The organism is Tardiphaga sp. OK246 (assembly GCF_900188215.1).
In the GTDB taxonomy this organism is placed as follows: domain Bacteria; phylum Pseudomonadota; class Alphaproteobacteria; order Rhizobiales; family Xanthobacteraceae; genus Tardiphaga; species Tardiphaga robiniae.
Map to the genome: position 1 here is coordinate 419,032 of NZ_FZOX01000003.1, position 24,409 is coordinate 443,440.

Sequence of the window (24,409 nt, forward strand, 5' to 3'; positions counted from 1 at the left end):
ACGTGCTGATCACCGTAGCAACGGCCGTGTTAGCGACGCCTCGTCGCGCCGTAAAGTGACGAACAAGTGAGAGTTTTCAGGTTCTTGGGCGCAACCGCAAGATATTACCGCAACCCGGCCAGTTGTCGCAAACCACGTTTTCGGTTCGTGATTGCATACTGAGTGATTTTTGTCACACAGAACGGCTCAAATATCCAGCTGGGCTGGATATGTGCCTGATTGTGGTACAGAATTAAGGATTATACCGGAATCGATTATGGACTTTGTACCACGTGCTTGATCGTCGTCCCCTTGAAATCTTTCTGGCTCAGCCGCGCGGCTTCTGCGCGGGCGTCGTGCGTGCCATCGAGATCGTGGAGCGTGCTCTCGAGCGCTACGGGGCGCCGGTCTATGTCCGCCATGAGATCGTCCATAACAAATACGTGGTCGAGAGTCTGAAGGCCAAGGGCGCCATTTTCGTCGAGGAACTCTCCGAAGTACCTCCGAATGCCATGACCGTCTTCAGCGCCCACGGCGTCGCCCGGAGCGTCGAGGAAGAAGCGGCCAGCCGTGGCCTGCCTGTTTTGGATGCAACTTGCCCGCTTGTCACCAAGGTCCACAACCAGGGCAAGCGGTACATGTCCAAAGGCCGTAAGGTCATCCTGATCGGCCACGCAGGCCATCCGGAGGTCGACGGTACCATGGGACAGGTACCCGGCCCGGTTTACCTTGTTCAGAGCGTTGAGGACGTCAAGGCACTAACACTGCCACCGCAGGAACCGGTCGCCTATATCACCCAGACGACCCTCAGCGTGGATGACACCAAGGACATCATTTTAGCCCTGGAACAGCGTTTCAGTGACATTGAGGGCCCCGATACCCGCGATATCTGCTATGCAACACAAAACCGCCAATCTGCGGTAAGAGACCTCAGTAAACTTGTAGACGTCATCCTGGTCGTCGGGGCGACCAACAGTTCCAACTCGAACCGGTTGCGCGAAATCGGCACCGAAGTCGGTGTCGCAAGTTACCTCATTGCCGATGGCAGCGAACTCAACCCCGCCTGGTTGAAGGATGCGCGTGCCGTAGGCATCACGGCTGGCGCATCCGCGCCAGAAGTGCTTGTAGATGACGTGATCGAGACCTTACGGCGGATCGGACCGGTTGCGGTGTCGGTGTTGCCCGGACGTGAAGAGAATATCGAATTCAAGCTACCCGCCGAACTGACCGCGGTTCGATCCACCTTCGTCACGATGTGATGCGCAGAGAGAAAATTCGAAATGGCCATTCCGTTTTTTAAAGAAATGAAGATCGGCTCCTATCTGTTGAAGAAGAAGCTGACTGGCCAGAAGCGCTATCCGCTGGTGCTGATGCTGGAGCCACTTTTCCGCTGCAACCTGGCCTGTGTCGGCTGTGGCAAGATCGACTATCCGAACGCTATCCTCAACCGCCGCATGTCGGCGCAGGAATGCTGGGATGCTGCGGACGAGTGCGGCGCGCCGATGGTTGCGATCCCGGGCGGCGAGCCGCTGATCCACAAGGAAATCGGCGAGATCGTGCGCGGCCTGGTCGAGCGCAAGAAGTTCGTCTCACTCTGCACTAACGCACTGCTGCTCGAGAAGAAGCTCGACCTGTTCACGCCGTCGCCCTACCTGTTCTTCTCGGTGCATCTCGACGGCCTCAAGGATCATCACGACAAGGCCGTGTCGCAGGAAGGCGTGTTCGACCGCGCCGTCTCCGCGATCAAGGCCGCCAAGGCCAAGGGCTTCGCCGTCAACGTCAACGCGACCATCTTCGACGGCCACGCGGCCGAGGACATCGCCAAGTTCCTCGACTTCACCGTGGAGCTCGGCGTCGGCGTCTCGATGTCGCCGGGCTATGCCTATGAGCGTGCACCGGATCAGGAGCACTTCCTGAACCGCACCAAGACCAAGAAGCTGTTCCGCGACGTCTTTGCACTCGGCAAGGGCAAGAAGTGGAACATCATGCATTCTGGCCTGTTCCTGGACTTCCTCGCCGGCAACCAGGAATACGAGTGCAAGCCGTGGGGCATGCCCGCGCGCAACATCTTCGGCTGGCAGAAGCCCTGCTACCTGCTCGGTGAAGGCTACACCAAGACCTTCAAGGAACTGATGGACACCACCGATTGGGACACCTACGGCACCGGCAAGTACGAGAAGTGCGCCGACTGTATGGCCCATTGCGGCTATGAGCCGACTGCCGCGGATGCAGCGATCAGCAACCCGTTCAAGGCCATGTGGGTGGCGATGCGCGGCGTGAAAACGTCGGGTCCGATGGCGCCGGAAATCGACCTTACCAAGCAGCGCCCGGCGCAGTACGTGTTCTCGTCGGAAGTTCAGAAGCGCCTGTCGGACATCCGCAAGGAAGAAGCTATCGCCGCTGCCGCCAAGGCAGAGGAAAAGGCGCAGAAGGCTTCGACCGCCGCCTGAGCGATTCCAAGCTGAATACAAAAAAAGGGCGCGATGCAGATCGCGCCCTTTTTCTAATCCCATCGTCATTCCGGGGCGCACTGAAGCGGCAAAGCCGCGTAAGGGCGACCCCGGAATCTGGAAGTGTTCAGCCATGCTGAGATTCCGGGTTCGCGTGCGCGAAGTGCGCCCGCGCCCCGGAATGACCGCGTATCGTCAGCTACGCGTCCGCGGAAACGAGGTTCGTGTGCCCGAGCAGATAGCTGCGGCAGTCGCGCAGGCTGCGTAGCGCGCGATTGAAGTCGCGCCCGGTCGAAACCAGCGCCCGAATCACCAGCGGATTGCGGGCAATGCCGCGCAGCACCTTGCGCAGATCGACATCACCATTGGGTTTGATCGCAGTGGTGGCGATTTCCGGCAGGGCGCGATGGGCGGGATCGCTGACGACGCGCAGTGCGGCGAACGGCAGTCCGGCCATGGCGGCAAATTCCGCGGCGATGTGGCTTTCCATATCGACGGCAGCGGCGCCGAATTCCGAGCGCAGCGCGGCCTTGCCGGCCTGCCCCGTCACGACCTTTTCGACACCAACCAGACCGCCGCGAAACACCTTCTGGCGGCCGACGCCGGCACCGGCGATCAGTTCGTCGCTAAGGACCTCGGACGCTGACCAACGGCTGTTACCGGCCACCACTTCCGTGGCCACAACGACAGCGCCTGATTTGAGATCGGGATCGAGACCGCCGGCGACGCCGAAGCTGATAACGCCGCGGATGGTGGCGGGGTCGAAGTCAGCCAGCAGGCTGCGGAGCTGGACAGGGTCACTTGAACTGCAAATCACGGTCATTCCCGGCCCGGCAGCGATCTTCGCTTCCTGGACCAGCCCCGTGACGATCAATACCGGCCGCGGGTCGGTTGTATCGCCCGCGGTCGAAATGCCCCCATCGCCCAAAATCACATCCCAACCCCTACCGTCTTGCTGTTGGTGCTCTTCAAATTCCGGAACCGCGCCAACGCCCAGAGCGGGAAGAATTTCGAGTAGCCATGATAACGCAGATAAAACACGCGGGGGAAGCCGGTAGCCGTGTAACGGGCCTCGTCCCAGAGTCCTTTTTCCGTCTGTGTGTCCATCAGGTACCGCGTTCCACGGGCGACAGCCGGATTATCGACCTCGCCTGCCGCCATCAGGGCAAGCAAAGCCCATGCCGTTTGCGACGACGTGCTCGGGGCCGCCTCGAATCCCTTGTAATCGAGTCGGTAGCTGACCGCATCTTCGCCCCAGCCGCCGTCCTCGTTCTGGATCGACAGCAGCCAGGCCACCGCCTTGCGAAACGCCGGATCCTGATGGTCAATGCCAACAGCATTCAGCGCACACAGCACCGACCAGGTACCGTAGATGTAGTTCAGGCCCCAGCGGCCATACCAGGAGCCCTCCGCGAGCTGGGTACGGCGCAGATATTCCACACCGTCTGCCAGCGGCTTTGAGGTCTCGAAGGTGTCACCAAGCTGCGCCAGCATCGAGACGCAGCGCGCGGTGACGTCCTCCGTCGGCGGATCGAGCAGTGCGCCATGGTCCGAAAACGGGATGTTGTTGAGGTAATATTCGAGGTTATCGACCTCGAACGCCGCGAAGCCGCCGTCGCTGCTCTGCATGCCCAGAATCCACTCCCGGCCGCGATCGAGCGCAACGTCGTATTCCTTGCCGCCGGTCTGACGGCGCGCGCGGTCCATCGCCATCATCACCACGGCCGTATCGTCGAGATCCGGGTAATAGGCGTTGTTGTACTGGAACGCCCAGCCGCCCGGACGCAGGTCCGGCCGCTTCACCGCCCAGTCGCCCTTCACGTCGAGCACCTGCTTGGTCGCCAGCCAGTCGAGCCCTTCTTTCGCCGGACCGAACGCTTCATCGCCGCCGGTCTCCAGCATCGCATGCGCGGTCAGCGCGGTGTCCCACACTGGCGATACGCAAGGCTGGCAATAGGCTTCGACCTCACCGACAATCAGAAGCTTGTCGATACCGCGCCGCTGGATGGCGCGGGGCGGATAGTCGGCGGGGAAGCCGAGCACTTCATACATCATGACCATATTGGCCATCGGCGGATAGATCGCGCCGAGACCGTCTTCGCCGTTCAGGCGCTCCTCGCAAAACTCGACGGCTTTCGCGATCGAATGGGCGCGGAGTTTCTTTGGGAAATACGGTTCGGCGGCGCGGAGCAGAATATCGATACCGGTGAAGAAGGCGAACATCGCACGACTCTGATGCGGCGCGCGTTTAATGCCACCGATCCTGGATGGATCTTCCAGGAACAACTCGTCGATGCCGACGCCCTTCTTGTTCTGCGCGCGCGGCTTCAGCGCCGCGAGCACCATGAGCGGCACGATCGTGGTGCGCGCCCAGTAGGACATCTTGTTGAGGTGAAATGGAAACCACATCGGCAGCAGCATGATCTCAACCGGCAGCACCGGAGTGGCGCGCCAGGAGAGGATGCCGAACATCGCGAGCAGGAAGCGCGTGAAGACGTTGACGTTGACGGCGCCGCCGCGCGAGCGGATCGCTTCGCGGGCGCGGACCATATGCGGCGCGTCGGTCGAATCGCCGATCATCTTCAGCGCGAAATACACTTTCACGCTGGCGCTCATATCGAAGTCGCCGTCCTGCACCAGCGCCCAGCCGCCATGCTTGCCTTGGGTGCGGCGCAGATAGTTGGCGATCTTGCCTTCAAGCTCGGCATCGACGGGCTCGCCGAGGTAGTGCCGCAACAACACGTATTCTGACGGGATCGTGCCGTCGGCTTCGAGCTCAAATACCCAATGGCCGTCAGGCTGCCGGAACTTCAGCAGGCCCTGCTTCGCCGAAGCAATGCTCGTCTCGAGCGCCGCGTTCTGAATTGTGATCTCTGGACTGACCGAATGCATCTCGCTCGCCATATCTCCGTACTCGTCGTAAATAATCGTCTGGCTGCGCAACGGTCAGCGCATCGCCAGAACGAGATCGGCCGCGCGGTCACCCGACCGCACCGATCCCTCAATAGTCGCCGGCAGACCGGTATCGGTCCAATCGCCTGCAAGAAACAGGTTCTTGAAATCGGTGCGCGTGCCCGGACGCAGAGCATCTTGGGCAGGCGTAGCCGCAAAAGTGGCGCGGCGCTCGCGCACGATCTGCCACGCCGGCAGTGGCGCCTGGATATTCGAAATCTTGCAGATCTCGTCCCAGATCTGTTGCGCAAACTGTTCGCGCGGCGTGTTCACGAAACGATCGCCATTGCTGATCGTGATCGACAGGCGATTGTGGAAAGCAAACAGCCATTCCACGACACCGCCGACAACGCCAATCAGCGGCGCGTGGCCTGCTGGCGGAACATAATTGAAATGCGCATTCACGATCGCACGGAATTCGGTCGGCGTCTTCACACCAGGCAATAGCGACTTCGCGGCCCATGGCGGAACAGCCATCACCACGACGTCGTCCGCACCAAGCGTGATGACGTCATCAGCGCCAAACTTCAGTTCGGTTACGCGATCACCACTCATGGTGTAACCGCGCAGCTCATGACCAAAATGAACGCCGGCGCCCTTGGCACGCAGCAATTCGATCGCAGGCTCGACCAGAACATCGCTAAGACCAGCGCGCGCGATCAGCGGTCGGCACGCCTGGCCGCCTGCCAGCAGCGTTTCGCGCACGATGGCGCCGGCCAGACCAGCCGACCCTTCCGGCGGATCGACATTGAGCGCGGCCAGCAACAGTGGCTGCACCAGACGATCGTAGAGGACGCCTTCACAGCGAATGGCATCGCCGACCAGGCGACTATTCGATGACCAGATCAGCGGCGACAGCGCGAGATAATCGGCAACTGATGTGTCCGGGACGCGGCGCGTCTTGTCGAACAACCATGTCGGGATCTTGCCATCGCCGAGATCGAGCTGCCAGCGCTTGCCAGTTTTGGCATCGGCAAATGCGAATTGTGCCCGCTGCGGACCAACGAGCCCGGCTTCGGTGCCGATCGACTTTGCATAAGCGACGACATGGCTGTTGCCCGACAGAACCAGATGGTTGCCGTTGTCGATCTGGAGCTGTGTCTGCGCGTCGAAATACGACCGGCAGCGGCCGCCGGCCTGCTGCGTCGCCTCATGGACGTGGACCTTGAAGCCGGCATTGACGAGACGCACGGCGGCCGACAGGCCGGAAACGCCGGCACCAATGATATGAGCGGTCTTTTGCATCAGATGATCGCGTATCGCAGCAGGATCGCTATCTTGGAGGCCTTGCCGAGACGAACGGGGTCGCGCGGCAAAGCAAAGCCGCGCGCCACCAGCAATTCCAGGATGGCGTGATAATATTTCGACATGATCCGCGGCGCGCGCACCACGCGGCGCTTGTTACGCGCCATGATCTCGTCGGATTTTTCGAAATGCGCCTGCGCCCGCTTCACCAGCGGCACACAGACCTTCGGCAATGCCGGGCTGGCGCGCACCACGTCGGGATCGCTCGACGTGATGCCGGCGTGATAGAGCAGCTCACGCGGCAGATAGAGACGACCGATACCGGCGTCTTCGTCGATATCGCGCAGGATATTGGTGATCTGCAGCGCACGGCCGAGATGATGCGCAAGCAGAATGCCATCTTCGTCCGGCATGCCGAACACCTTCACCGATAGGCGGCCGACGGCACTGGCAACACGATCGCAATACAGATCAAGCGTTGCGTCATCGGGCGCACGAATATCTGCAGGGATATCCATCTCCATGCCGTCGATGACGGCGATGAAATCCTCCTTGCGCATGCCGAATTGCTTGATCGGCCCGACATAGTCGCGCACACGCGCCGGCGGATTGCCTGCATAGAGCGCATCGATATCTGCGCGCCACTGCTGCATGTCGGCGAGCCTGACGTCGCGCGGACCATCGGAATCCGCGATATCGTCGACCTGACGGCAGAAGCTGTAGATCTGGAACATCGCATCGCGCTGGGCACGCGGCAGAATGCGCATCGCGGCATAGAACGAGCTCCCGGCAGCAACGCCCTGAACCTCGCTCTGAGATTCACTATTATTCACCTGGCTCGTCATCTGGTTCATGCGCCCGGCGTCGTCGAACGAGGCATCGGCGCGCTGGTGGTCGCGCGGCGCCACAGCCCGCCGGCAATGCCGGCCAGCGCGTAGCCTGCCATGCTGGCCTTCGAGAGATGGACCTTCTCGCTGAGCGGATCGCGCACTTTCAGCATCTTCAGGATCTGCCAGGCAAAAGTCTCGATGACGGCGACATCGCAGCCAAGCCGGACGTCCGCGATATGAACCGTCAGCGTCTCGCTCTCATGCATCAGGGTTTCGGTCTTGGCGACCAGCTCGCGAATACAGGCCAGCAGCGCCGGCGACGCCTTTGCCTGCTTGAGATCGTCCACCGAGGCGCCGTGCCGGTCCAGCGTGTCCTGCGGAATGTAGACCCGATCGAGATCGCGATAGTCGTTGCCGCAATCCTGCAGGTGATTGTTGATCTGCAACGCCGCGCACAGCGCATCCGACGCCGGCCAGGTGGCTTTGCTTTCGCCGTGCACGTCGAGCATGAAACGTCCGACCGGCATCGCCGAGAACGAACAATAATGAATGAGCTCATCCCAGTCGGCGTAGCGCAGCTTGGTCACGTCCATCCGAAAAGCTGTCAGGACGTCGAGCGCATGACGCGGGGGCATCTCGCGCATCTGGAGCGCCTCGCGCAGGACGACGGCTTCGGCCTGGCCATCACCCTGACCGAGCAGGTCGGCCTCCAGCTCGTCGAGCAGGGCCAGTTTCGCCGGCGCATCGAGCAGCGCGTGATCGGCAATGTCGTCTGCGGTCCGGACGAAATTATAGAAGGCAAGAATCAGCGCCCGGTGGCGCGGATGGATAATCCACGACGCGACAGGAAAATTCTCGTCACGATCGGTCTTGCCGGATCGCAGTTCGCTCGCAGGGGTCATCCAGAACTGGCTACGTTGGATTTGAACAGGGTGGCTCGGGGGCCGCCAAGGTCCGGTAATACCGGCAGGCGGGGTCGGCCGCGAGCCCCCATATAGGGCAAATTGGCCCGTGAGACCAATGCCAATATGCCACTTTCGGCCGCAGCCAGTGCCGGGCCGGATCACGTCTTGGCGGGCTCGCGGCGAGACCAAAACGGCGCCACGAGCCCGGAATCTCGCATTAGGGCGGGGTTATTGGCCGTGGCTGACCAGCACGTCGTTGCAGGCCTTGCTGATCTTGGGGCGGTTTTCCTTCAGGCAGGACAGAACAACGAGGTCGCCCTGATCCATGACGGCGCGGCAGAGCTTCTGTACGTCGCGGGTGCAGGCCTTCTGCTCCGCGTCGGTGCCGCTGCGGGGCTGGTTTTGCTGGGCCAATGCACCGGTCGAGGCAGATGCGGAAAGCACGGACAGTACCAGGAGAAATTTACGCATTGTCTTCCTTCAGTATGGTGACGAGATCACAGCCCGTGTGGTGCATAGCATAAACTGAAACATTCGCATCGCCGGGAAGGCTTTATCTTCAGGTACATCGGCGAATTCGCGGCGATGGATGCAATCAGGACACAGAACATTCCCGCCCCCACAGACACGAATAAATGCGGCGAAAACTTGCGCACATGGCCGCACTGGCTGCAGGGCCGGCCGATGCCACCCCCGCAGGACAAGATAAGGTTTTAGGACAATTGTTCAGACGCGCATGACCTCCACCCGTTCCGCTCCGGGAACCTTCGCGCTTGTGGGCGGTGACATGTTACTTTTACAATCGTCCAATTATGATCGCTCTATTGAACCTAAAGATGTGCAGCGACACTTAAGCTTCGATGAGGCGCGGCATAACTCGGTTACACAGCGCTATTTTGGGAAAACTTACATGACATTCCATTCTGCAACGCGGTTCGGGCACGCCCTCAAGGCCGCTGGCGCTGGCGCGATCCTGCTGCTGTCGGTATCCGCAGGCCATGCCCAGTCCGGACCGTTCGCCGGCTTCGACGGGGCCTGGAGCGGTACCGGAACGGTCTCCATGTCGGACGGCTCCTCGGAGCGGATTCGCTGCCGGGCGACGTACAAGGTGGATGGCGGCGGCAGCGCCCTGGCGCAGACGCTGCGCTGCGCCAGCGACAGCTACAAGTTCGACCTCTCCAGCAATGTCACCAGCCAGGGCAACAATGTTTCGGGCAGCTGGAGCGAAGCCAGCCGCAACGTCTACGGCAATCTGGTCGGCAAGGCGGGCGGCGGCCAGATCGACGTCTTCGTCGAGGCCGCGGGCTTTGCGGCCAACATCACGCTGACGACCCGCGGCAACAAGCAGTCGGTGTCGATCAGCTCCAAGGGCGAAATTCGCGGCGTCTCGATCAACATGGTCAAGAGCTGACGCCGGCTTCCACGCCATTCACAAAAAAGCCCCCGGAGCGATCCGGGGGCTTTTTTATTTGATCGTCCTTGCTATGCGCGGTTGATTACTTCTCTTGCTTCGCAAGAACCGAACTGCCCGTAAGGCGCTGCTGCAGATTGATCAGCCACATCGCGGTCGGGCGCAGGATGAACAGATCGGCCACCAGTGCCGCGACCATCGAGAAGGCGCTGAGCCAGCCGAACAGCCGCAGTGACGGCAGATCCGAGAACACCGTCACCACGAGGCCGCAGGCCAGCACCACCGTCGTCAGGATCAGCGCGGGACCAACGAGCACAGTCGCACGCTCGACGGCGATCGCGGGATCGGTGCCGGGCGCGTCTTCCAGACGCAAGCGGTTGAGGAAGTGGATCGTGGCGCTGAGGCCGAGACCGAAAGATACTGTCAGTGCCACCACACTGGCGAATTGCAGCCCCTCCCCGAGCAGCCACAATACGAAGCCGGCCAGCACCACCGGGAAGATGCCCGGCAGGATACAGGCCAGCATCACCACCCACGAGCGGAACGCGAGGCCGATGAAGACGGCGACCAGACCGAACTCGATGGTCAGGCCGTGATTGAGCTTCTCGATCATCCCGGCGCTGTTACGCGCCGCGATCGCAGAGAGGCCGGTCACCGCGATCTCATAGCCCGGGTGCTTGGTGCGAACGGCATTCAGCGCATTGTCGAGCTTGTCGACCACCGGCAGGATCTTGCTCGAATCGCTGTCGGGCACACGGCCAGACACCACCACCGCCGTCTGATCCGCCGAGATGAAGCGGCGCACCAGATGTTCGGGTATCACGCTGACATATTCCTTCAGCGTCGCGACATCCGACGAACCGGCCTTCTCCGCCAGCCAGCGCCGCAACGTCTCCAGCGACCAGACGTTACCCACACCGGCCTGCTTCTCGACCATGGCGTGGACTTCGGCGATGGTCGCCAACGTGTCCGGCGAATAGAGATCCGCGCCCTTCGGAAATTCGATCAGCACGTCGATCGGATTGGCGCCGGTCAGCTTGGCGTCGAGCCGTCCGCTGGCCGCGACCGCCTGCTCCTTGTCCGGCACCTGATCGGCCAGCCGATAGCGCGGCTCGAGATTGGCATAAACGATCCCGAGACCAACGACGACGACGAGCGAGATCAGGCTGAACAGGCCAGGACGGCCGACCATGCGCACCGCGATCCAGTAGCAGAAGGCGCGCAGCGCCTGCACGCCGGCATCGGCGGTCTGAAACTTGGCGGCGAAGATCTTCTCGTTGCGCACCAGCAGCACGCCGAACACCGGCACCAGCGACAGCACCGCAACCAGCGCGATGATGGTGGCCGTGAGACCGGCCTCGCCGAAGGCGCGGATCAGGTCCGAGTCGGAGAACTGCAACGCCAGGAACGAAATGCCGGCGGTGCCATGGGTGAGGACGCAGGCCGGACCCACGACACGAACCGCATTCGTAAATGCTGAATACTTGTCCTCGCCTGCAATCAACCGGTCACGCGCCGCGAAAGTGAGCTGCATCGAGTCGGCAAAACTGATCACCATGATCAGCGGCGTCATCACATTGAGGAACATGTTGAGGCTGAAGCCGGCCCAGCCGAGCGCGCCGAGCGACAACAGGATCGCCAGCAGCGGCGGAAACGCCGCGATGATCATGAACGAGATCTTGCGGAAGAAGATGATCGCAATGACGCAGCCGGCGAGAATGCCGGCGATGTTATAGATCAGGCCGTCGCGCTCGACCGCGTTGCGGATTTCGAGCTGCATCACCGGCACGCCCGACAATTCCTTGGTCAGACCGCTATTGGCTAGGTCCTCATTCATGGTCTTGCGGATATCGGCAACTACGGTGCTGAGCTTGCTGTTGCTGACCACGGCCGGGTCGAGCGACAGCACCACCAGCGCTAGAGTTCCATCGTCGGACAAAAGCTTGCCGCGGATCAGCTCGTTCTGCTTCACCGTCTCGATGAACTTGTCGTAGTCGGCGCCTTCAGGAAGATCGTTGGGAAACAGCGCTGCCGGCAACTTGCCGGGGGCCGGCGTCTGACGCGCCGAGAAGATCGAGATCAGCCCGCGGACCCCATCGACCAATTGCAGGTCGGTGACGAGGTCGCGCATCTTTCCAAGATTGTCGCGCGCAAGCAGCGTCTTGCCTTCGAGCACCACGAGCACGTCGAATTCGGTGGACGGGAAGCGCTTCGTCACTTCCTCGTATTGCTTGTATTCCTTGCTGTCAGAACGAAATAACTGGCTTAGCGAATCGTCGATCTTGATGCGCTGGATGCCGAAGATCGCACCGATCACCAGCGCGAGCAGGATCACGCAGGACAGGATCGGCGCCTTCACCGCGATCAGACCGATGCGCTCAAGCCCGAAGGCGATGCTGATCGGCCCCTTGCGCAATTTATTCATATCCGCGTCGTGGGGGGGAACCGTATCGTGCATACCCTGTCCAGTCCTGTCGTCAGCGGCGTCTGCCTAGCAAGCGTCGCGGGCAGTAGTAAGGCTGGAATCGGCGAGACCGAACAGCGCTAGCCCTTGAAAACATGCGGTAAATTTGCCGCGGGCAGATGTAGCAGGTCTGTATGACACATCGCAAGGCGGCGAGCGCGCCGAGGTTGCGTTTCAGGTCACAAAATGGAGCGCAGAGGCTGTTGTTTCATCTGGTGCAACGAGCGGTGCTACCAGTTGCAGACCGCTTTCGTCTTTCAGAGCCACACCGGTCATGTTGCGATTCAGCCCTTCGCGCGCCAGCCAGGCAATCTTGCTCGCTGCCTCCTCGAAGGACAGACCGGCCACCTGGATGTTCGACACGCAGTTGCGCGCAGCGTCCGTCAGACCCGGCCGCGGTGCGAAGGTCAGGTAGGCACCGAGACTCTGCGGCGCCGAGAGACCCGGACGTTCGCCGATCAGCATGATCGTCATCCGCGCCCTCAATAACGCACCGATCTCGTCGCCGAGCGCGACTCTGGCCCCGCCGGCAACCACGACAGCGCCGATCCCGACCCCCGCCAATTTGGGCATTAAGGCACCCAGCAGGCCAAGCGCGTGCGCATTGACCGCAGCCGGAGACAGGCCGTCCGCAATCACGATCACCAGATCGCACGCGGCGCTGTCGCGACCTTTAAGCATCTCCTGTGACTCGCGAGACAGTCGGCGGCCGAGATCGGGGCGCTTGAGATAGTCGGCCCGATCCGCGACCTGGCTCGTCACCACCAGCGCGCTCGTCCCCAGCCCGGCCAGTGCGGCCGCGATGGCTTCGGCCTCGAAGGGCGCATGGACCGCGTCACGTGCGCGGGCATGGTCGAGCGTGAAATCAAGCAGGGCCCGCGTGGTCAGACTGGCTCCGGCCCGGCCGAGCCCGACACGCGCCGGCGTCAACGCCCGCAGCTCCGCGAGGGAGCGCTGCGGCACCGGCGGCGTCACATCATTCCGATCTGTCATGACGCCAACCTATCGCTTATTCGGCCGGAACGGCAGCGTCCTGCAGTTTCAGCGAATAATAGGACGCGTTGGTCTGACCACCGGACGCATCGCGGGCAAAGTTGATCAGGTGGTGCGCCACCATGATCCCGCTGATGAGATACTCGATCTCGCCACGGGCCAGCCGACGGAGCGCAAATTTCCAGAACGCTCGCTTGTAATCGCCGAGCACACCGACCTTCCAGAAGATGTTGCGCAGCATGACCAAACCGAGACGAATGCTCTTCCAGGTCAGCATGGCGCCGATCGGCGGCTTGATCCGGTTGGGATATGTGTGGCGGATCTGGTATTCGAAACGCTCGAGCAGTTTTTCTGGCACATAGGCACTGCCCATGGCGCGCCGCCAGCTTTTCACCACGTCCTCATACGGCAACAGGAAGTCGACGTTGGAATCGCGGCCCTCGTCCTCGTTCAGGCGTCCTTCCTTCTTCAACCTGTCCCAAAGCGGCGTCTGCGGCAGCGCCTGCAGCAGGTTGATGGTCAGAAGCGGAATCTGTGACGTTTCCACGAACTCGAGCAAATGCTGGCCGGTCTCGGGCTTGTCGGTATCGAGGCCGAGGATGATGCCGGACACGACTTCCATGCCAAAGCTGTTCAGCGTCTCGATCGCCTCCATGATGGGGACCATCATGTTGTGATCCTTCTTCATCGCCTTGAGGGCGACGGGATCGGGCGTCTCGATGCCGCAGAAGATCGTGCCGAACCAGGCTTCGCGCATCAGCGAAAGGATTTCCGGCCGCTTGGCGATGTTCAGCGTCGCCTCGCAGGACAGGCGCAAGACAAAACCGGTCCTCTTCTGCCACTCGACGAGATGCGGCAGCAGATCGAGTGCGGCTTTGCGGTTGCCGATGAAGTTGTCATCGACGAAATAGACTGAGCCCATGATGCCGCATTCGAGCAGCTTGTCGAGTTCGGCGGTGATCTGCTCCGGCGACTTCAGGCGCGGATTGCGACCATAGAGGCCGGGGATATCGCAGAACTCGCACTGATATGGACAGCCCGAAGAATACTGGATGCTGCCGAGGAAGTAGCGCGGAATATCAGCCAGTTCATAGGCCGGAATCGGAAACCTGGTCATGTCCAGACGGTCGGTGGTCTTCAGCACGACCTGCTGGTCCGGGCGCGACGTATCCTTTTCCAGGATATCGATCAGTTGATCGGTGGCATCACCGAGTTCGCCGATATGGAGATAGTCGAAAGCCGGGTAGTAATCGGGGCATGACGAGACCGACGGCCCTCCGATCGCCACCGGAAGATCGTAGGAATGCGCGCGGTAGCAGATGTCGTTCATCTGCGTGCGCTGGATGTGCATGCCTGACACCAGCACAACTTCGGCCCACAGGAAATCATTGGGCGTGGCGGCGCGGATGTTCTCGTCGATGAAACGGACTTCCCAGTTCTCGGGCATGTAGGCGGCAATCAGCAGCAAGCCCTGGGGAGGCATGAAGGCCTGAACGCCGTCGGTCAGAGGATATGAATATTCAAACGTGCCAAATGAAGACGTGTATCGCGGAAAGACGCACAGGATGCGCCGGACCGTCTGCCTGCCCTCAGCTCTCATCAAAATTCCTCTGTGAATGCATCAGCAGTCCCCATAAGCGCTGAACCTTCAATAACGTCGCCGAGATAAAACCGTTCCACTCCTGCCGAATACTTTGAGCGATCTAATCACGGCGTCCGAATCTGGGCCAGAATTTCTTCAAGATTGTGGCGGGCGGTGACAAGGTCGTGACCAGCTCCGCACAAGTGCGCACAAAGCGCCAAGCCTTATGACGGTTTATTGACGTCAGGCGATCAGACGCGCGGCCAGATCGGGCAGCAGGTCGTCCTGATCGCGGATGCGAAGGTCCGCTCCGGAGAGCCCGACCCGTTGCAGCCAGTCGTCGAACTCCGGTGCGCGTTTGAGCCCAAACAGGTCGCGGATATAGAGCGCATCGTGAAATGACGTCGACTGGTAGTTCAGCATCACGTCGTCAGCGCCGGGGACGCCCATGACGAAAGTCACACCGGCCGCGGCCAGCAGCGTCAGCAGATTGTCCATGTCGTCCTGATCGGCTTCGGCATGGTTGGTGTAACAGACGTCGACGCCCAGCGGCAGGCCAAGCAGCTTGCCACAGAAATGATCCTCCAGCCCGGCACGGATGATCTCCTTGCCGTCATAGAGATATTCGGGGCCGATGAAGCCGACGACGCTGTTCACCAGGAGTGGATCGAACGCCCGCGCAACTGCATAGGCCCGTGCCTCCAAAGTCTGCTGATCGACGCCGTGATGGGCGTTAGCCGACAGAGCCGAGCCCTGCCCGGTCTCGAAATACATGACGTTCTGGCCAAGCGTGCCGCGTTTCAGCGAAAGCCCGGCGGCATGAGCTTCCTTCAGGATCGCCAGATCGATGCCGAAACTTCTATTGGCGGCCTCTGTCCCGGCGATCGACTGAAACACCAGATCGACCGGAGCGCCCTGGTTGATGAGATCAAGACTGGTCGTGACATGGGCGAGCACGCAACTCTGGGTCGGAATATCCAGCTTGGTGATGACATCGTCGAGCAGCCGCACCAACCCGCCCAGCACCGCCGGATCGTCGCTCGCCGGATTGATGCCGATACAGGCATCGCCCGAGCCCAGCATCAGCCCGTCGAGGATGGATGCCGTGATGCCCCTGATATCGTCGAACGGGTGGTTCGGCTGCAACCGCACGCTCATGCACCCGCGCAACCCGATCGTATTGCGAAAGCGCGTGATCACCTCGCACTTCCTGGCCACCAGGATCAGGTCCTGATTGCGCATCAGTTTCGAGACAGCGGCGGCCATTTCCGGGGTGATGCCGCGGGCGACGGTCTGAAGGACTTGCGGCGTGGCCGCGTCTGACAGCAGCCAGTCACGAAAGCCGCCGACGGTCAGCGACGAGATCGTGGAGAATGCGGCGGCATCATGCGTATCGACGATAAGACGCGTGACCTCATCGTCCTCGTAAGGCACCACCATTTCCTGCAGGAACTGTTTGAGCGGCACATCCGCGAGCGCCATCCGCGCGGCGATCATCTGCTCGGCGGTCTCGGCTGCAATCCCGGCCAACCTGTCGCCGGAGCGCGGCGGCGTTGCCTTGGCCATGAGGTCGCGCAGATCCGCGAAGACATGCGTATGGTCACCGATGGCGTGGCGATAGATCATGGCCGGATTGTTGGATATTCGCCGGAGGCTGTCTAGACGTGCCGCCCCGCGGCAACGCCGGAAGACCACGCCCACTGGAAGTTGAAGCCGCCGAGATGGCCGGTGACATCGACGACTTCGCCGATGAAATACAGCCCCGGCACTGATGTCGCTTCGAACGTTTTTGATGACAGTTCTGTGGTGTCCACACCGCCAAGGGTTACCTCGGCCGTGCGATAGCCCTCGGTGCCGTTCGGCCGTACGCGCCATTCCTTCACCGCTGCCGCCACCGACGCCAGAAGCTTGTCCGAAAAATCCGCCAGCCGCGGCGGGCCGACGATCCTGTCCGCAACCATCTGGGCCAGTCGTTTCGGCAAGATATCGCCGAGCACGGTCGCCAGCTCCTGCCGCGGTCGTTCGCGGCGTGCGTCCTTCAGGGCGGCGAGCACATCGCGCGTCGGCGCCATGTCGATGACGACATCGAGCCCGTCGCGCCAATAGGACGAGATCTGCAGGACCGCCGGACCGCTGAGACCGCGATGGGTGAACAGCAGTGCCTCGTCGAATTTGGTCTTGCCGACACTGACGACGGCATCAACAGCAACGCCTGCGAGATCCTTGAATTGCGCGAGCGCTGCGACATCGAAGGTCAACGGCACCAATGCGGCGCGCGGCGCGATCATCTTCAGCCCGAACTGCTGCGCCAGCTTGTAGCCGAAGGCACTTGCACCCATTTTCGGGATCGAGGGCCCGCCAGTCGCGACGACCAGCGACTGACTGCGATATTCGCCCTGATCCGTAGCGACGACAAAACCACTCTCGTTCTTCGTCACACCGAGAATGCCCACGCCGAGCCGCATCTGCGCATCGCCGCGGCGGTTTTCGTCGAGCAGCATGTCGATGACCTGCTGGGACGAGCCGTCGCAGAACAGCTGCCCGCGCGTCTTCTCGTGATAGGCGATGCGGTATTTCTCGACCAGCGCGATGAAGTCCTGCTGAGTGAAGCCCTTTAGCGCCGATTTGCAGAATTGCGGGTTCTGCGACAGGAAATTCGCCGGCGTCGTATGCAGGTTGGTGAAATTGCAGCGTCCACCGCCGGAGATGCGGATCTTCTCGCCGGGCGCCCTCGCCTGCTCCAGCAGCATCACCGAACGACCGCGTTGCCCCGCAATGCCGGCGCACATCAGGCCGGCCGCACCGGCGCCGAGGATGATGACGTCGGCCGTGTTATGCGCGCGACGGACGATGGTCATTCCAGCAGCAGCACGTCGACGGCGACAGCGAGCTTCTGCTTACGTGCGCCGACGATCACGCCATCGACCGGTGACACGTCGGAGAAATCGCGGCCGATCGCCAGCACGATGTGATCGTTCTCGACCAGGATATCGTTGGTCGGATCGAAGCCGATCCAGCCGAGTTCCTCGCCGCACCAGACCGACACCCAGGCATGGGTCGCGTCGGCGCCCTGCAGGCGTTCCTTGCCCGGCGGGGGAATGGTGCGCAGATAGCCGCTGACATAGGCGGCAGGCAGACCGAGGCCGCGCATGCCCGCAATCATGATATGCGCAAAATCCTGACAGACACCGTGGCGCTTATCCAGCACCTCCTGCAACGGCGTCGAAATCACCGTGGCCTTCGGATCGTATTTGAACTGGGTGCGGATGCGATGCATCAGGTCGACGGCGCCCGCGAGAATCCCGCGGCCTTCAGTAAAGCTCATCGCCGCATAGTCCGTGACGGCATCGATGATCGGCACCAGCGGACTGGCGAAGACATAACCAATCGGCGACGCACCGCTGAGGTCGCTGGAATCGAACGCCGCCTCGCGGACGCTCTCCCAGGAAGGGCTGTCGTCGCCGCGCCCCGGCGCAAAACGTTCGACATAGACCCTCGACCGGCTATCGATCCGCAGCACCCGATGCGGGGTTTCGATCAACACGCTTTCCGTCGGCGTGCCGAAGAAATCCGTCCGCATGGCGCGGGCCGCCGGCAGCGGCTTGATATCGACGCTATGCGAGACCAGTTGCTGACCGGCGCTGCTGTTGGGCTGCAGCCGCAGCGAGCAGCGCGCATAGCTCACCGGGCTCTCATAGCTGTAGGTCGTGACATGGCGGATTTCGTAGATCACGCCAGCCCCGTCAGCTTTTCAGGACGCGATGCGCTGGCGCCGTGCGGGAAGTAATGCAGGCCGATCGAATCCGCGAGCGTCAGCAGATCCTGCTCCAGCGCAAACAGTGACTTGGTATGAATCTCGGATGCCTCGCCGGTGACGAGCGACGAGCGCAGCGCCACCGCCAGCCGCTGCGGCCGTTCCATCAGGCCGTTCTCCTTCAGCGTCGGCAGGCTGGCGATGTGATCGTTCAGTGCCGAGACCTGGAATGCCACCGAGCGCGGGTTATAGGGATCGAGCACCACGAGATCGCGCACCGGCGCGAGTAGTGGGCCAACGAGATAACGCGAGCGATAGGTGATCTGGCAATCCACCAGCGTCAGCAGGATGTCGAGATCGTCGCTCGTCGCCTCGTCGGACGCGAATTGCCGCGCAAAGCGCGTGGTGTTGATGGCGCGTTCGGCACGGCGCCCCATTTCGAGGAAACGCCAGCCGGCGGCACGGTTCATGTTTTCCTGCGCGAGACCAGCGAAGCTCGCCAGTTCCTGCAAGGTCAGCTCGGCCGCACTGACGACGTCATCGTCATCTTCGACCTCATGCGCAAGCCGCTCGGCCATTTCGGTGATGACCTGCCAGGCGTCGGGGGACAGCCGTTCGCGCAGCGAGGTTGCGGTCCGCAATGCGGAGCGCACCAGCGATAGCGCTGAGCCAAACTGCTCTTCGCTCTGCAAGGCTTGCGCGGCGACCTTCGCCGGCTGCGAACGTGATGTCAGCGATGTCGCGCCCCAGGTCATCAGCATGCGCTGGATGCGCTCAATCGATTGCTGCCCAGTGGCGCCGCCCTTGCCGGGATCGCGCTGCGGCACGCTGAGTGCACGGATCAGACGCAGTGTGGATTCGGCGCGCTCGAGATAGCGCCCGAGCCAGAACAGATTGTCGGCGGCCCGGCTCGGCACCCAGCCGGCAATGCGGCGAATACGAACATTGTCGACGGCCGGCAGCAGCGTCGATGCAGCAACGGCCTTGTCGGCCACCACCCAGACGTCGGCTGCGCGCGCGCCGGCGCCCATAGAGACTGCGCGGGCATCCGGTTGATCCGCAATACGGCAGAAGCCACCCGGCATAATGGTCCAGCCGTCCGGTGTCGCCGCCGCGAAGACGCGCAGCACGAACGGACGCGGCGCGAGCCGGCCATTGTCCCAGACCGGCGTGGTCGACAGCTGCACCAGCTCCTGTCCGACATAATCGACGCCGCGATTGGCAATCGCCGCCTTCAGACGCTCGCGCTCGCTTGGCGAGAGCTGCGACGGAAGCACCGGCGAGTAGCCAGGGAAACCGGGCACCGCTCCGCCATAGGCGCCTTCGATGGCAAAGTCATCGAGCCGCGCCAGCACTTCCTCGCGCGCCGATTTCTGGCCGCACCACCAGGTCGCGATATGCGGCATCTTGAGTGGTTCGCCGAGCAGCTTCCGGCTCAAGCTTGGCAGGAAGCCCAGCAGTGCGCGCGCTTCCATCACGCCGGAGCCGGGCATGTTGGCGACGACGACGCCATTCTTTCTGACAACGTCGATCAGCCCGGGCACGCCGAGCTGCGACGACGCATCGAGCTCCAGCGGGTCGAGCGAATTGGCATCCACGCGGCGCAGCAGCACGTCCAACCGCTTCAGGCCTGCGACGGTGCGGATATGCACGCGGTCGCCGGACACTGCGAGGTCGTCACCTTCCACCAGCAGGAAGCCGAGATAGCGCGCCAGCGTCGCGTGTTCGAAATAGGTCTCGCTGAACGGCCCCGGCGACAGCAGGCCGACGCGCGGTTCGTCACGATCGGCCGACGCGCGCAGACTGTCGCGGAAGGCTTCGAAGAACGGCGCGACGCGCTCGACATTCATCGACTTGTAGAGGTCGGTGAAGGCGCGCGACAGCACCAGCCGGTTTTCCAGCGCATAGCCCATGCCGGACGGCGCCTGCGTGCGATCGCCGAGCACCCACCAGCGGCCATCGGGACCGCGGCCGAGATCGGCGGCATAGACGTTGAGATAGCGGCCACCGGGCGGTTTCACGCCGCGCATGGCTCGCAGATATTCCGAGCTGCCGGCAATCGCCGCCGCCGGGATCGCGCCGGACGCGACGAGGCTGGCATCGCCATAGAGATCGCCGAGAATCTTCTCCAGCAACTCGGCGCGCTGGGTCATTGCCGCCGAGATCTGCAGCCATTCGGATTCGTCGATCAGGAGCGGCACATGGCTGAGCGGCCAGATCCGGTCTGCGATTTCGCCGGGCGCGCGGTAGGTGACGCCAGCTTCCCGGAGATGACGGTCGGCAGAGCCGAAGCGGCGTTCGATCTCGACGGGCGCCATGGCGCCGAAGGCCTCGAAGAACCGCGTCCAGACCTCCCGCGGCGTGCCGTCCTGGGCGATGAATTCGTCGGGAATCCCGGGCAGCCGCTCGTAGTCGCGGGTCCATTGCGCGACTTTACGATGTCCCGGACGGGGCTTTTTCCCCTGACCGGCCTGTCCCGTCATTCCGACTCTCCAGCCCAAACTGCCTGCATTCTCAATGCAGGAGAGGCGTTCGCAAGTCGAGGGTCAATGGGAATTCAAGTGTGCGTTCTGCCCTTGGCGGAGCGATTTCGCCGGGCGTGTGGCCGATCTCCTCGAAACGGGCCAGCCGGCGAGCTTCCGCCTCGTAGGCATTGACCGGTTTTGTCTCGTAATTACGGCCGCCGGGATGCGCCACATGATAGACGCAGCCGCCGAGCGACCTGCGATTCCAGCTGTCATAAATGTCGAAAACCAGCGGCGCATGGACCGGGATCGTCGGATGCAGGCCGGAGGCCGGCTGCCAGGCCTTGAAGCGGACGCCGGCGACCACCTCGCCGGCCCGGCCGGTGTCGGTCATCGGCAGCGCCCGGCCGTTGCAGGTAATGACGTGCCGGCCCGGCGTGAAGCCATTGGCCTTGAGCTGTAACCGCTCTACCGAGGAATCCACATAACGGACGGTGCCGCCGGCCGAGCCCTCCTCGCCCAGCACATGCCAGGGTTCCAGCGCCTGCCGGACTTCCAGCGTCACGCCGCCATAGGTGACGTGGCCGAACACGGGAAAGCGGAATTCGAGCTGCGCCTCGAACCACTCCTTGGAGAATTCATAGCCGGAGCGGCCGAGTTCGGTGAGTACGTCCTGGAAATCCTCCCACAGGAAATGCGGCAGCATGAAGCGATCATGCAGCGCCGTCCCCCAGCGCACGAATTTGCCGTCCTGCGGCTCGCGCCACATTTTTGCGATCAGCGCGCGGATCAGCAGCTGTTGCGCCAGCGACATGCGCGGATCGGGCGGCATCTCCAGCGCACGGAATTCGACGAGGCCGAGACGACCCGTCGTGCCATCGGGCGAATAGAGCTTGTCGATACAGATTTCGGCGCGATGGGTATTGCCGGTGATATCGACGAGGATGTGCCGGAACAGCCGATCGACCAGCCACAGCGGCGCCTTCTCGCCGGGCGGCGGCACCTGCGCCAGCGCGATCTCCAATTCATAGAGACCGTCATGCCGTGCTTCGTCGATGCGCGGTGCCTGACTGGTCGGACCGATGAACATGCCGGAGAACAGATAGGACAGCGATGGATGGCGCTGCCAATACAGCACGAGGCTCTTCAGGAGATCCGGCCGGCGCAGGAAGGGCGAGTCCGCCGGCGAGCTGCCGCCGACCACCACGTGATTGCCACCACCGGTGCCGGTGTGACGACCATCGAGCAGAAACTTGTTGGCGCCGAGCCGCGTCTTCGCGGCCTCCTCATAGAGAAACGTCGTGGTATCGACGGCCTCGCGCCAGCTCGCGGCGGGATGGATGTTGATCTCCAGCACGCCGGGATCGGGCGTCACCTTGATGACCTCGACGCGCGGATCGAACGGCGGCGGATAGCCCTCGACATGCACCTGCATCTGCAGTTCTTCGGCCGTCGCCTCCAGCGCCGTCACCAGTTCGAGATAATCCTCAAACTTCTCGACCGGCGGCATGAAGGCACAGAGAATGCCGTCGCGAATTTCAATCGACATCGCCGTGCGTACGCCGCCGGAACGAATCTGCTGCTCCTGGACGTATTGTGCGGCGGGCTGGTTTTCCGCCGACGCGATTTCGTCGAACACCGGCATGTCGCCACGCGGCTCCAGCGGATCCTGCTCCACGATGAACGGATATTCCTCTTCGGTGAGATGCGGCAGCGACGACAACGGCAGGCGCAGGCCCATCGGTGAATCGCCGGGTGTCAGAAACAGGTTGCCGCGGCGGAGCTTCCACCGCTCGGACCGCCAGCGTCTGTCCGCGGCCGTCTCCGCATTCCAGCGCTGGATCGGCAGCACGAACCCCTTCGGCCTGTCGAGGCCATGTTCGAAGACCCGCGCCATGCGCGCACGTTCCTCCGGATCGGGCAATTTGGAGTCGCCGGGCACGACATTGTTCGGCAGGTTCGATTCCTTCTGCTCCCAATAGACGGGATCCTCGAAGGCCGGAATAACATAGTCCTTCGGCAGGCCAAGCCGCCGCGCGGTGCCTTCGGCAAAACGCTCGGCACCGCCGATATCGGCGCTGCGCGGGCCTTCGATCCGTGAGATCAGCGCGTCGTTCTTCCAGATCGGCACGCCATCCTTGCGCCAATAAAGGCCGAACGCCCAGCGCGGCAGACTTTCGCCGGGATACCATTTGCCCTGCCCGTAATGCATCAGGCCGCCCGGCGCGAAGCGCGTGCGCAGCCGGCGGATCAGATCGTCGCCGAGGCCGCGTTTGGTCGGGCCGACGGCGGCCGTATTCCACTCCGGCGATTCCATATCGTCGACCGACACGAAGGTTGGCTCGCCGCCCATGGTGAGACGCACGTCATGCGCCTTCAGATCGGCATCGACCTTTTCGCCGAGTGCGTCGAGCCTGGCCCAGGATTCATCCGAGAACGGTTTGGTGATCCGCGGTGCCTCGCGAATGCGTTTGACGCCCATCGCGAACGCGAACTCGACTTCGGCGAAGCCCGCCATGCCGGAGATCGGCGCCGCCGAGCGGAAATGCGGCGTCGCCGCCACGGGGACATGCCCCTCGCCTGTCAGCATGCCCGACGTCGCATCGAAGCCGACCCAGCCGGCACCGGGGATATAGACTTCGGCCCAGGCGTGCAGATCGGTGAAGTCCGCTTCGACCTCGGGCGGCCCTTCGATCGGATCGATGTCCGGGCGCAACTGGATCAGATAGCCGGAGACGAAACGCGCGGCGAGGCCGAGATGGCGCAGTGTCTCGATTAGGAGCCACGCAGAGTCGCGGCATGAGCCCGCGCCGGACAGCAGCGTCTCTTCCGGAGACTGCACGCCGGGCTCCATGCGGATGATGTAGTTGACCTTCTCGCGCAGGCGCGCATTGAGATCGACGAGGAAGTTCACCGTGTTGGGCGCTTCCTTCGCGATCTCCGCCATATAGGCCGTGAAACACGGCCCTGGCTCCGTCGTCGCCATATAGGGCGCGAGTTCGCTCTTCAGGTCGTCGGTATAGGCGAAGGGAAATGTCTCGGCATAGGGCTCGACGAAGAAGTCGAACGGATTGATCACCGTCATTTCGGCGGTGAAGTCGACCTCAATCTTCAATTCGTTGGCCGGTTCCGGAAAGACGAAGCGCGCCAGCCAGTTGCCTTGCGGATCCTGCTGCCAGTTCACGAAGTGATTGGTCGGCGTGACCTTCAGCGAATAGCTCAGAATCGGCGTGCGCGCATGCGGCGCGGGTCGCAGCCGGATGGTCTGCGGCCCCAGCGTGATCGGCCGATCATATTTGTAATGGGTGACGTGGTTCAGTGCGACGAAGATCGACACAGTGGCGCAACTCCAGCAGCTTTTTTAAGCAGAACACCGGAG

17 protein-coding genes are annotated in these 24,409 nt (G+C 62.4%); 3 read left to right on the forward strand and 14 right to left on the reverse strand.

What is annotated here, in order from left to right; translation table 11 throughout:
* Positions 1–272 precede the first annotated feature (272 nt).
* Positions 273–1,238, forward strand: a complete 966-nt coding sequence (gene ispH / locus CHC01_RS15010; protein WP_175367947.1) for a 4-hydroxy-3-methylbut-2-enyl diphosphate reductase — start codon at positions 273–275, stop codon at positions 1,236–1,238.
* Positions 1,239–1,259: 21 nt separating this feature from the next.
* The gene (gene hpnH / locus CHC01_RS15015) at positions 1,260–2,429 is read left to right on the forward strand and encodes an adenosyl-hopene transferase HpnH (protein WP_089265071.1); all 1,170 of its coding nucleotides are present in this window, start codon (positions 1,260–1,262) and stop codon (positions 2,427–2,429) included.
* A 199-nt stretch (positions 2,430–2,628) separates the two neighbouring features.
* On the opposite strand, the gene CHC01_RS15020 is transcribed toward hpnH, so the two are convergent.
* The 6 genes from CHC01_RS15020 to CHC01_RS15045 form a co-directional block, all read right to left on the reverse strand.
* The gene (locus CHC01_RS15020; RefSeq protein ID WP_089265072.1) at positions 2,629–3,363 is read right to left on the reverse strand and encodes a phosphorylase; all 735 of its coding nucleotides are present in this window, start codon (positions 3,361–3,363) and stop codon (positions 2,629–2,631) included.
* On the reverse strand, positions 3,360–5,333 hold the full coding sequence (gene shc, locus CHC01_RS15025) for a squalene--hopene cyclase (protein ID WP_502695658.1): 1,974 nt from the start codon (positions 5,331–5,333) through the stop codon (positions 3,360–3,362). Before shc ends, CHC01_RS15020 begins: the two co-directional genes overlap by 4 nt.
* Positions 5,334–5,375: 42 nt before the next feature.
* Positions 5,376–6,626: a hydroxysqualene dehydroxylase HpnE gene (gene hpnE, locus CHC01_RS15030; RefSeq protein WP_089265073.1), complete on the reverse strand. Its 1,251-nt coding sequence runs from the start codon at positions 6,624–6,626 to the stop codon at positions 5,376–5,378.
* Positions 6,626–7,480 (reverse strand): presqualene diphosphate synthase HpnD, encoded by an 855-nt coding sequence (gene hpnD / locus CHC01_RS15035; RefSeq protein ID WP_439066587.1) that lies wholly within the window; start codon positions 7,478–7,480, stop codon positions 6,626–6,628. Before hpnD ends, hpnE begins: the two co-directional genes overlap by 1 nt.
* Positions 7,477–8,358: a squalene synthase HpnC gene (hpnC, locus tag CHC01_RS15040; protein ID WP_089265074.1), complete on the reverse strand. Its 882-nt coding sequence runs from the start codon at positions 8,356–8,358 to the stop codon at positions 7,477–7,479. Before hpnC ends, hpnD begins: the two co-directional genes overlap by 4 nt.
* Before the next feature lie 231 nt (positions 8,359–8,589).
* The gene (locus CHC01_RS15045) at positions 8,590–8,832 is read right to left on the reverse strand and encodes a cysteine rich repeat-containing protein (RefSeq protein WP_068735855.1); all 243 of its coding nucleotides are present in this window, start codon (positions 8,830–8,832) and stop codon (positions 8,590–8,592) included.
* A gap of 439 nt (positions 8,833–9,271) precedes the next feature.
* On the opposite strand from CHC01_RS15045, the gene CHC01_RS15050 reads away from it, so the two are divergent.
* On the forward strand, positions 9,272–9,772 hold the full coding sequence (locus CHC01_RS15050; protein ID WP_089265075.1) for a hypothetical protein: 501 nt from the start codon (positions 9,272–9,274) through the stop codon (positions 9,770–9,772).
* A gap of 85 nt (positions 9,773–9,857) precedes the next feature.
* On the opposite strand, the gene CHC01_RS15055 is transcribed toward CHC01_RS15050, so the two are convergent.
* The 8 genes from CHC01_RS15055 to CHC01_RS15090 form a co-directional block, all read right to left on the reverse strand.
* Positions 9,858–12,197, reverse strand: coding sequence for an efflux RND transporter permease subunit (locus tag CHC01_RS15055; protein WP_244558369.1), 2,340 nt, complete (start codon positions 12,195–12,197; stop codon positions 9,858–9,860).
* Positions 12,198–12,410: 213 nt separating this feature from the next.
* Positions 12,411–13,229 (reverse strand): ethanolamine ammonia-lyase subunit EutC, encoded by an 819-nt coding sequence (gene eutC / locus CHC01_RS15060; protein ID WP_089265077.1) that lies wholly within the window; start codon positions 13,227–13,229, stop codon positions 12,411–12,413.
* Between the two features lie 16 nt (positions 13,230–13,245).
* On the reverse strand, positions 13,246–14,829 hold the full coding sequence (locus CHC01_RS15065) for a B12-binding domain-containing radical SAM protein (protein WP_089265078.1): 1,584 nt from the start codon (positions 14,827–14,829) through the stop codon (positions 13,246–13,248).
* Between the two features lie 225 nt (positions 14,830–15,054).
* Positions 15,055–16,437, reverse strand: coding sequence for an ethanolamine ammonia-lyase subunit EutB (locus tag CHC01_RS15070; protein ID WP_089265079.1), 1,383 nt, complete (start codon positions 16,435–16,437; stop codon positions 15,055–15,057).
* Between the two features lie 32 nt (positions 16,438–16,469).
* Complete coding sequence (locus tag CHC01_RS15075) at positions 16,470–17,669, reverse strand: BaiN/RdsA family NAD(P)/FAD-dependent oxidoreductase (protein ID WP_089265080.1); 1,200 nt, start codon at positions 17,667–17,669, stop codon at positions 16,470–16,472.
* Positions 17,666–18,544, reverse strand: a complete 879-nt coding sequence (locus CHC01_RS15080; RefSeq protein ID WP_089265081.1) for a transglutaminase family protein — start codon at positions 18,542–18,544, stop codon at positions 17,666–17,668. Before CHC01_RS15080 ends, CHC01_RS15075 begins: the two co-directional genes overlap by 4 nt.
* Positions 18,541–21,048, reverse strand: a complete 2,508-nt coding sequence (locus CHC01_RS15085) for a circularly permuted type 2 ATP-grasp protein (protein WP_089265082.1) — start codon at positions 21,046–21,048, stop codon at positions 18,541–18,543. Before CHC01_RS15085 ends, CHC01_RS15080 begins: the two co-directional genes overlap by 4 nt.
* 31 nt (positions 21,049–21,079) lie before the next feature.
* Positions 21,080–24,367, reverse strand: a complete 3,288-nt coding sequence (locus tag CHC01_RS15090) for a transglutaminase family protein (RefSeq protein WP_089265083.1) — start codon at positions 24,365–24,367, stop codon at positions 21,080–21,082.
* Between the last annotated feature and the right edge of the window lie 42 nt (positions 24,368–24,409).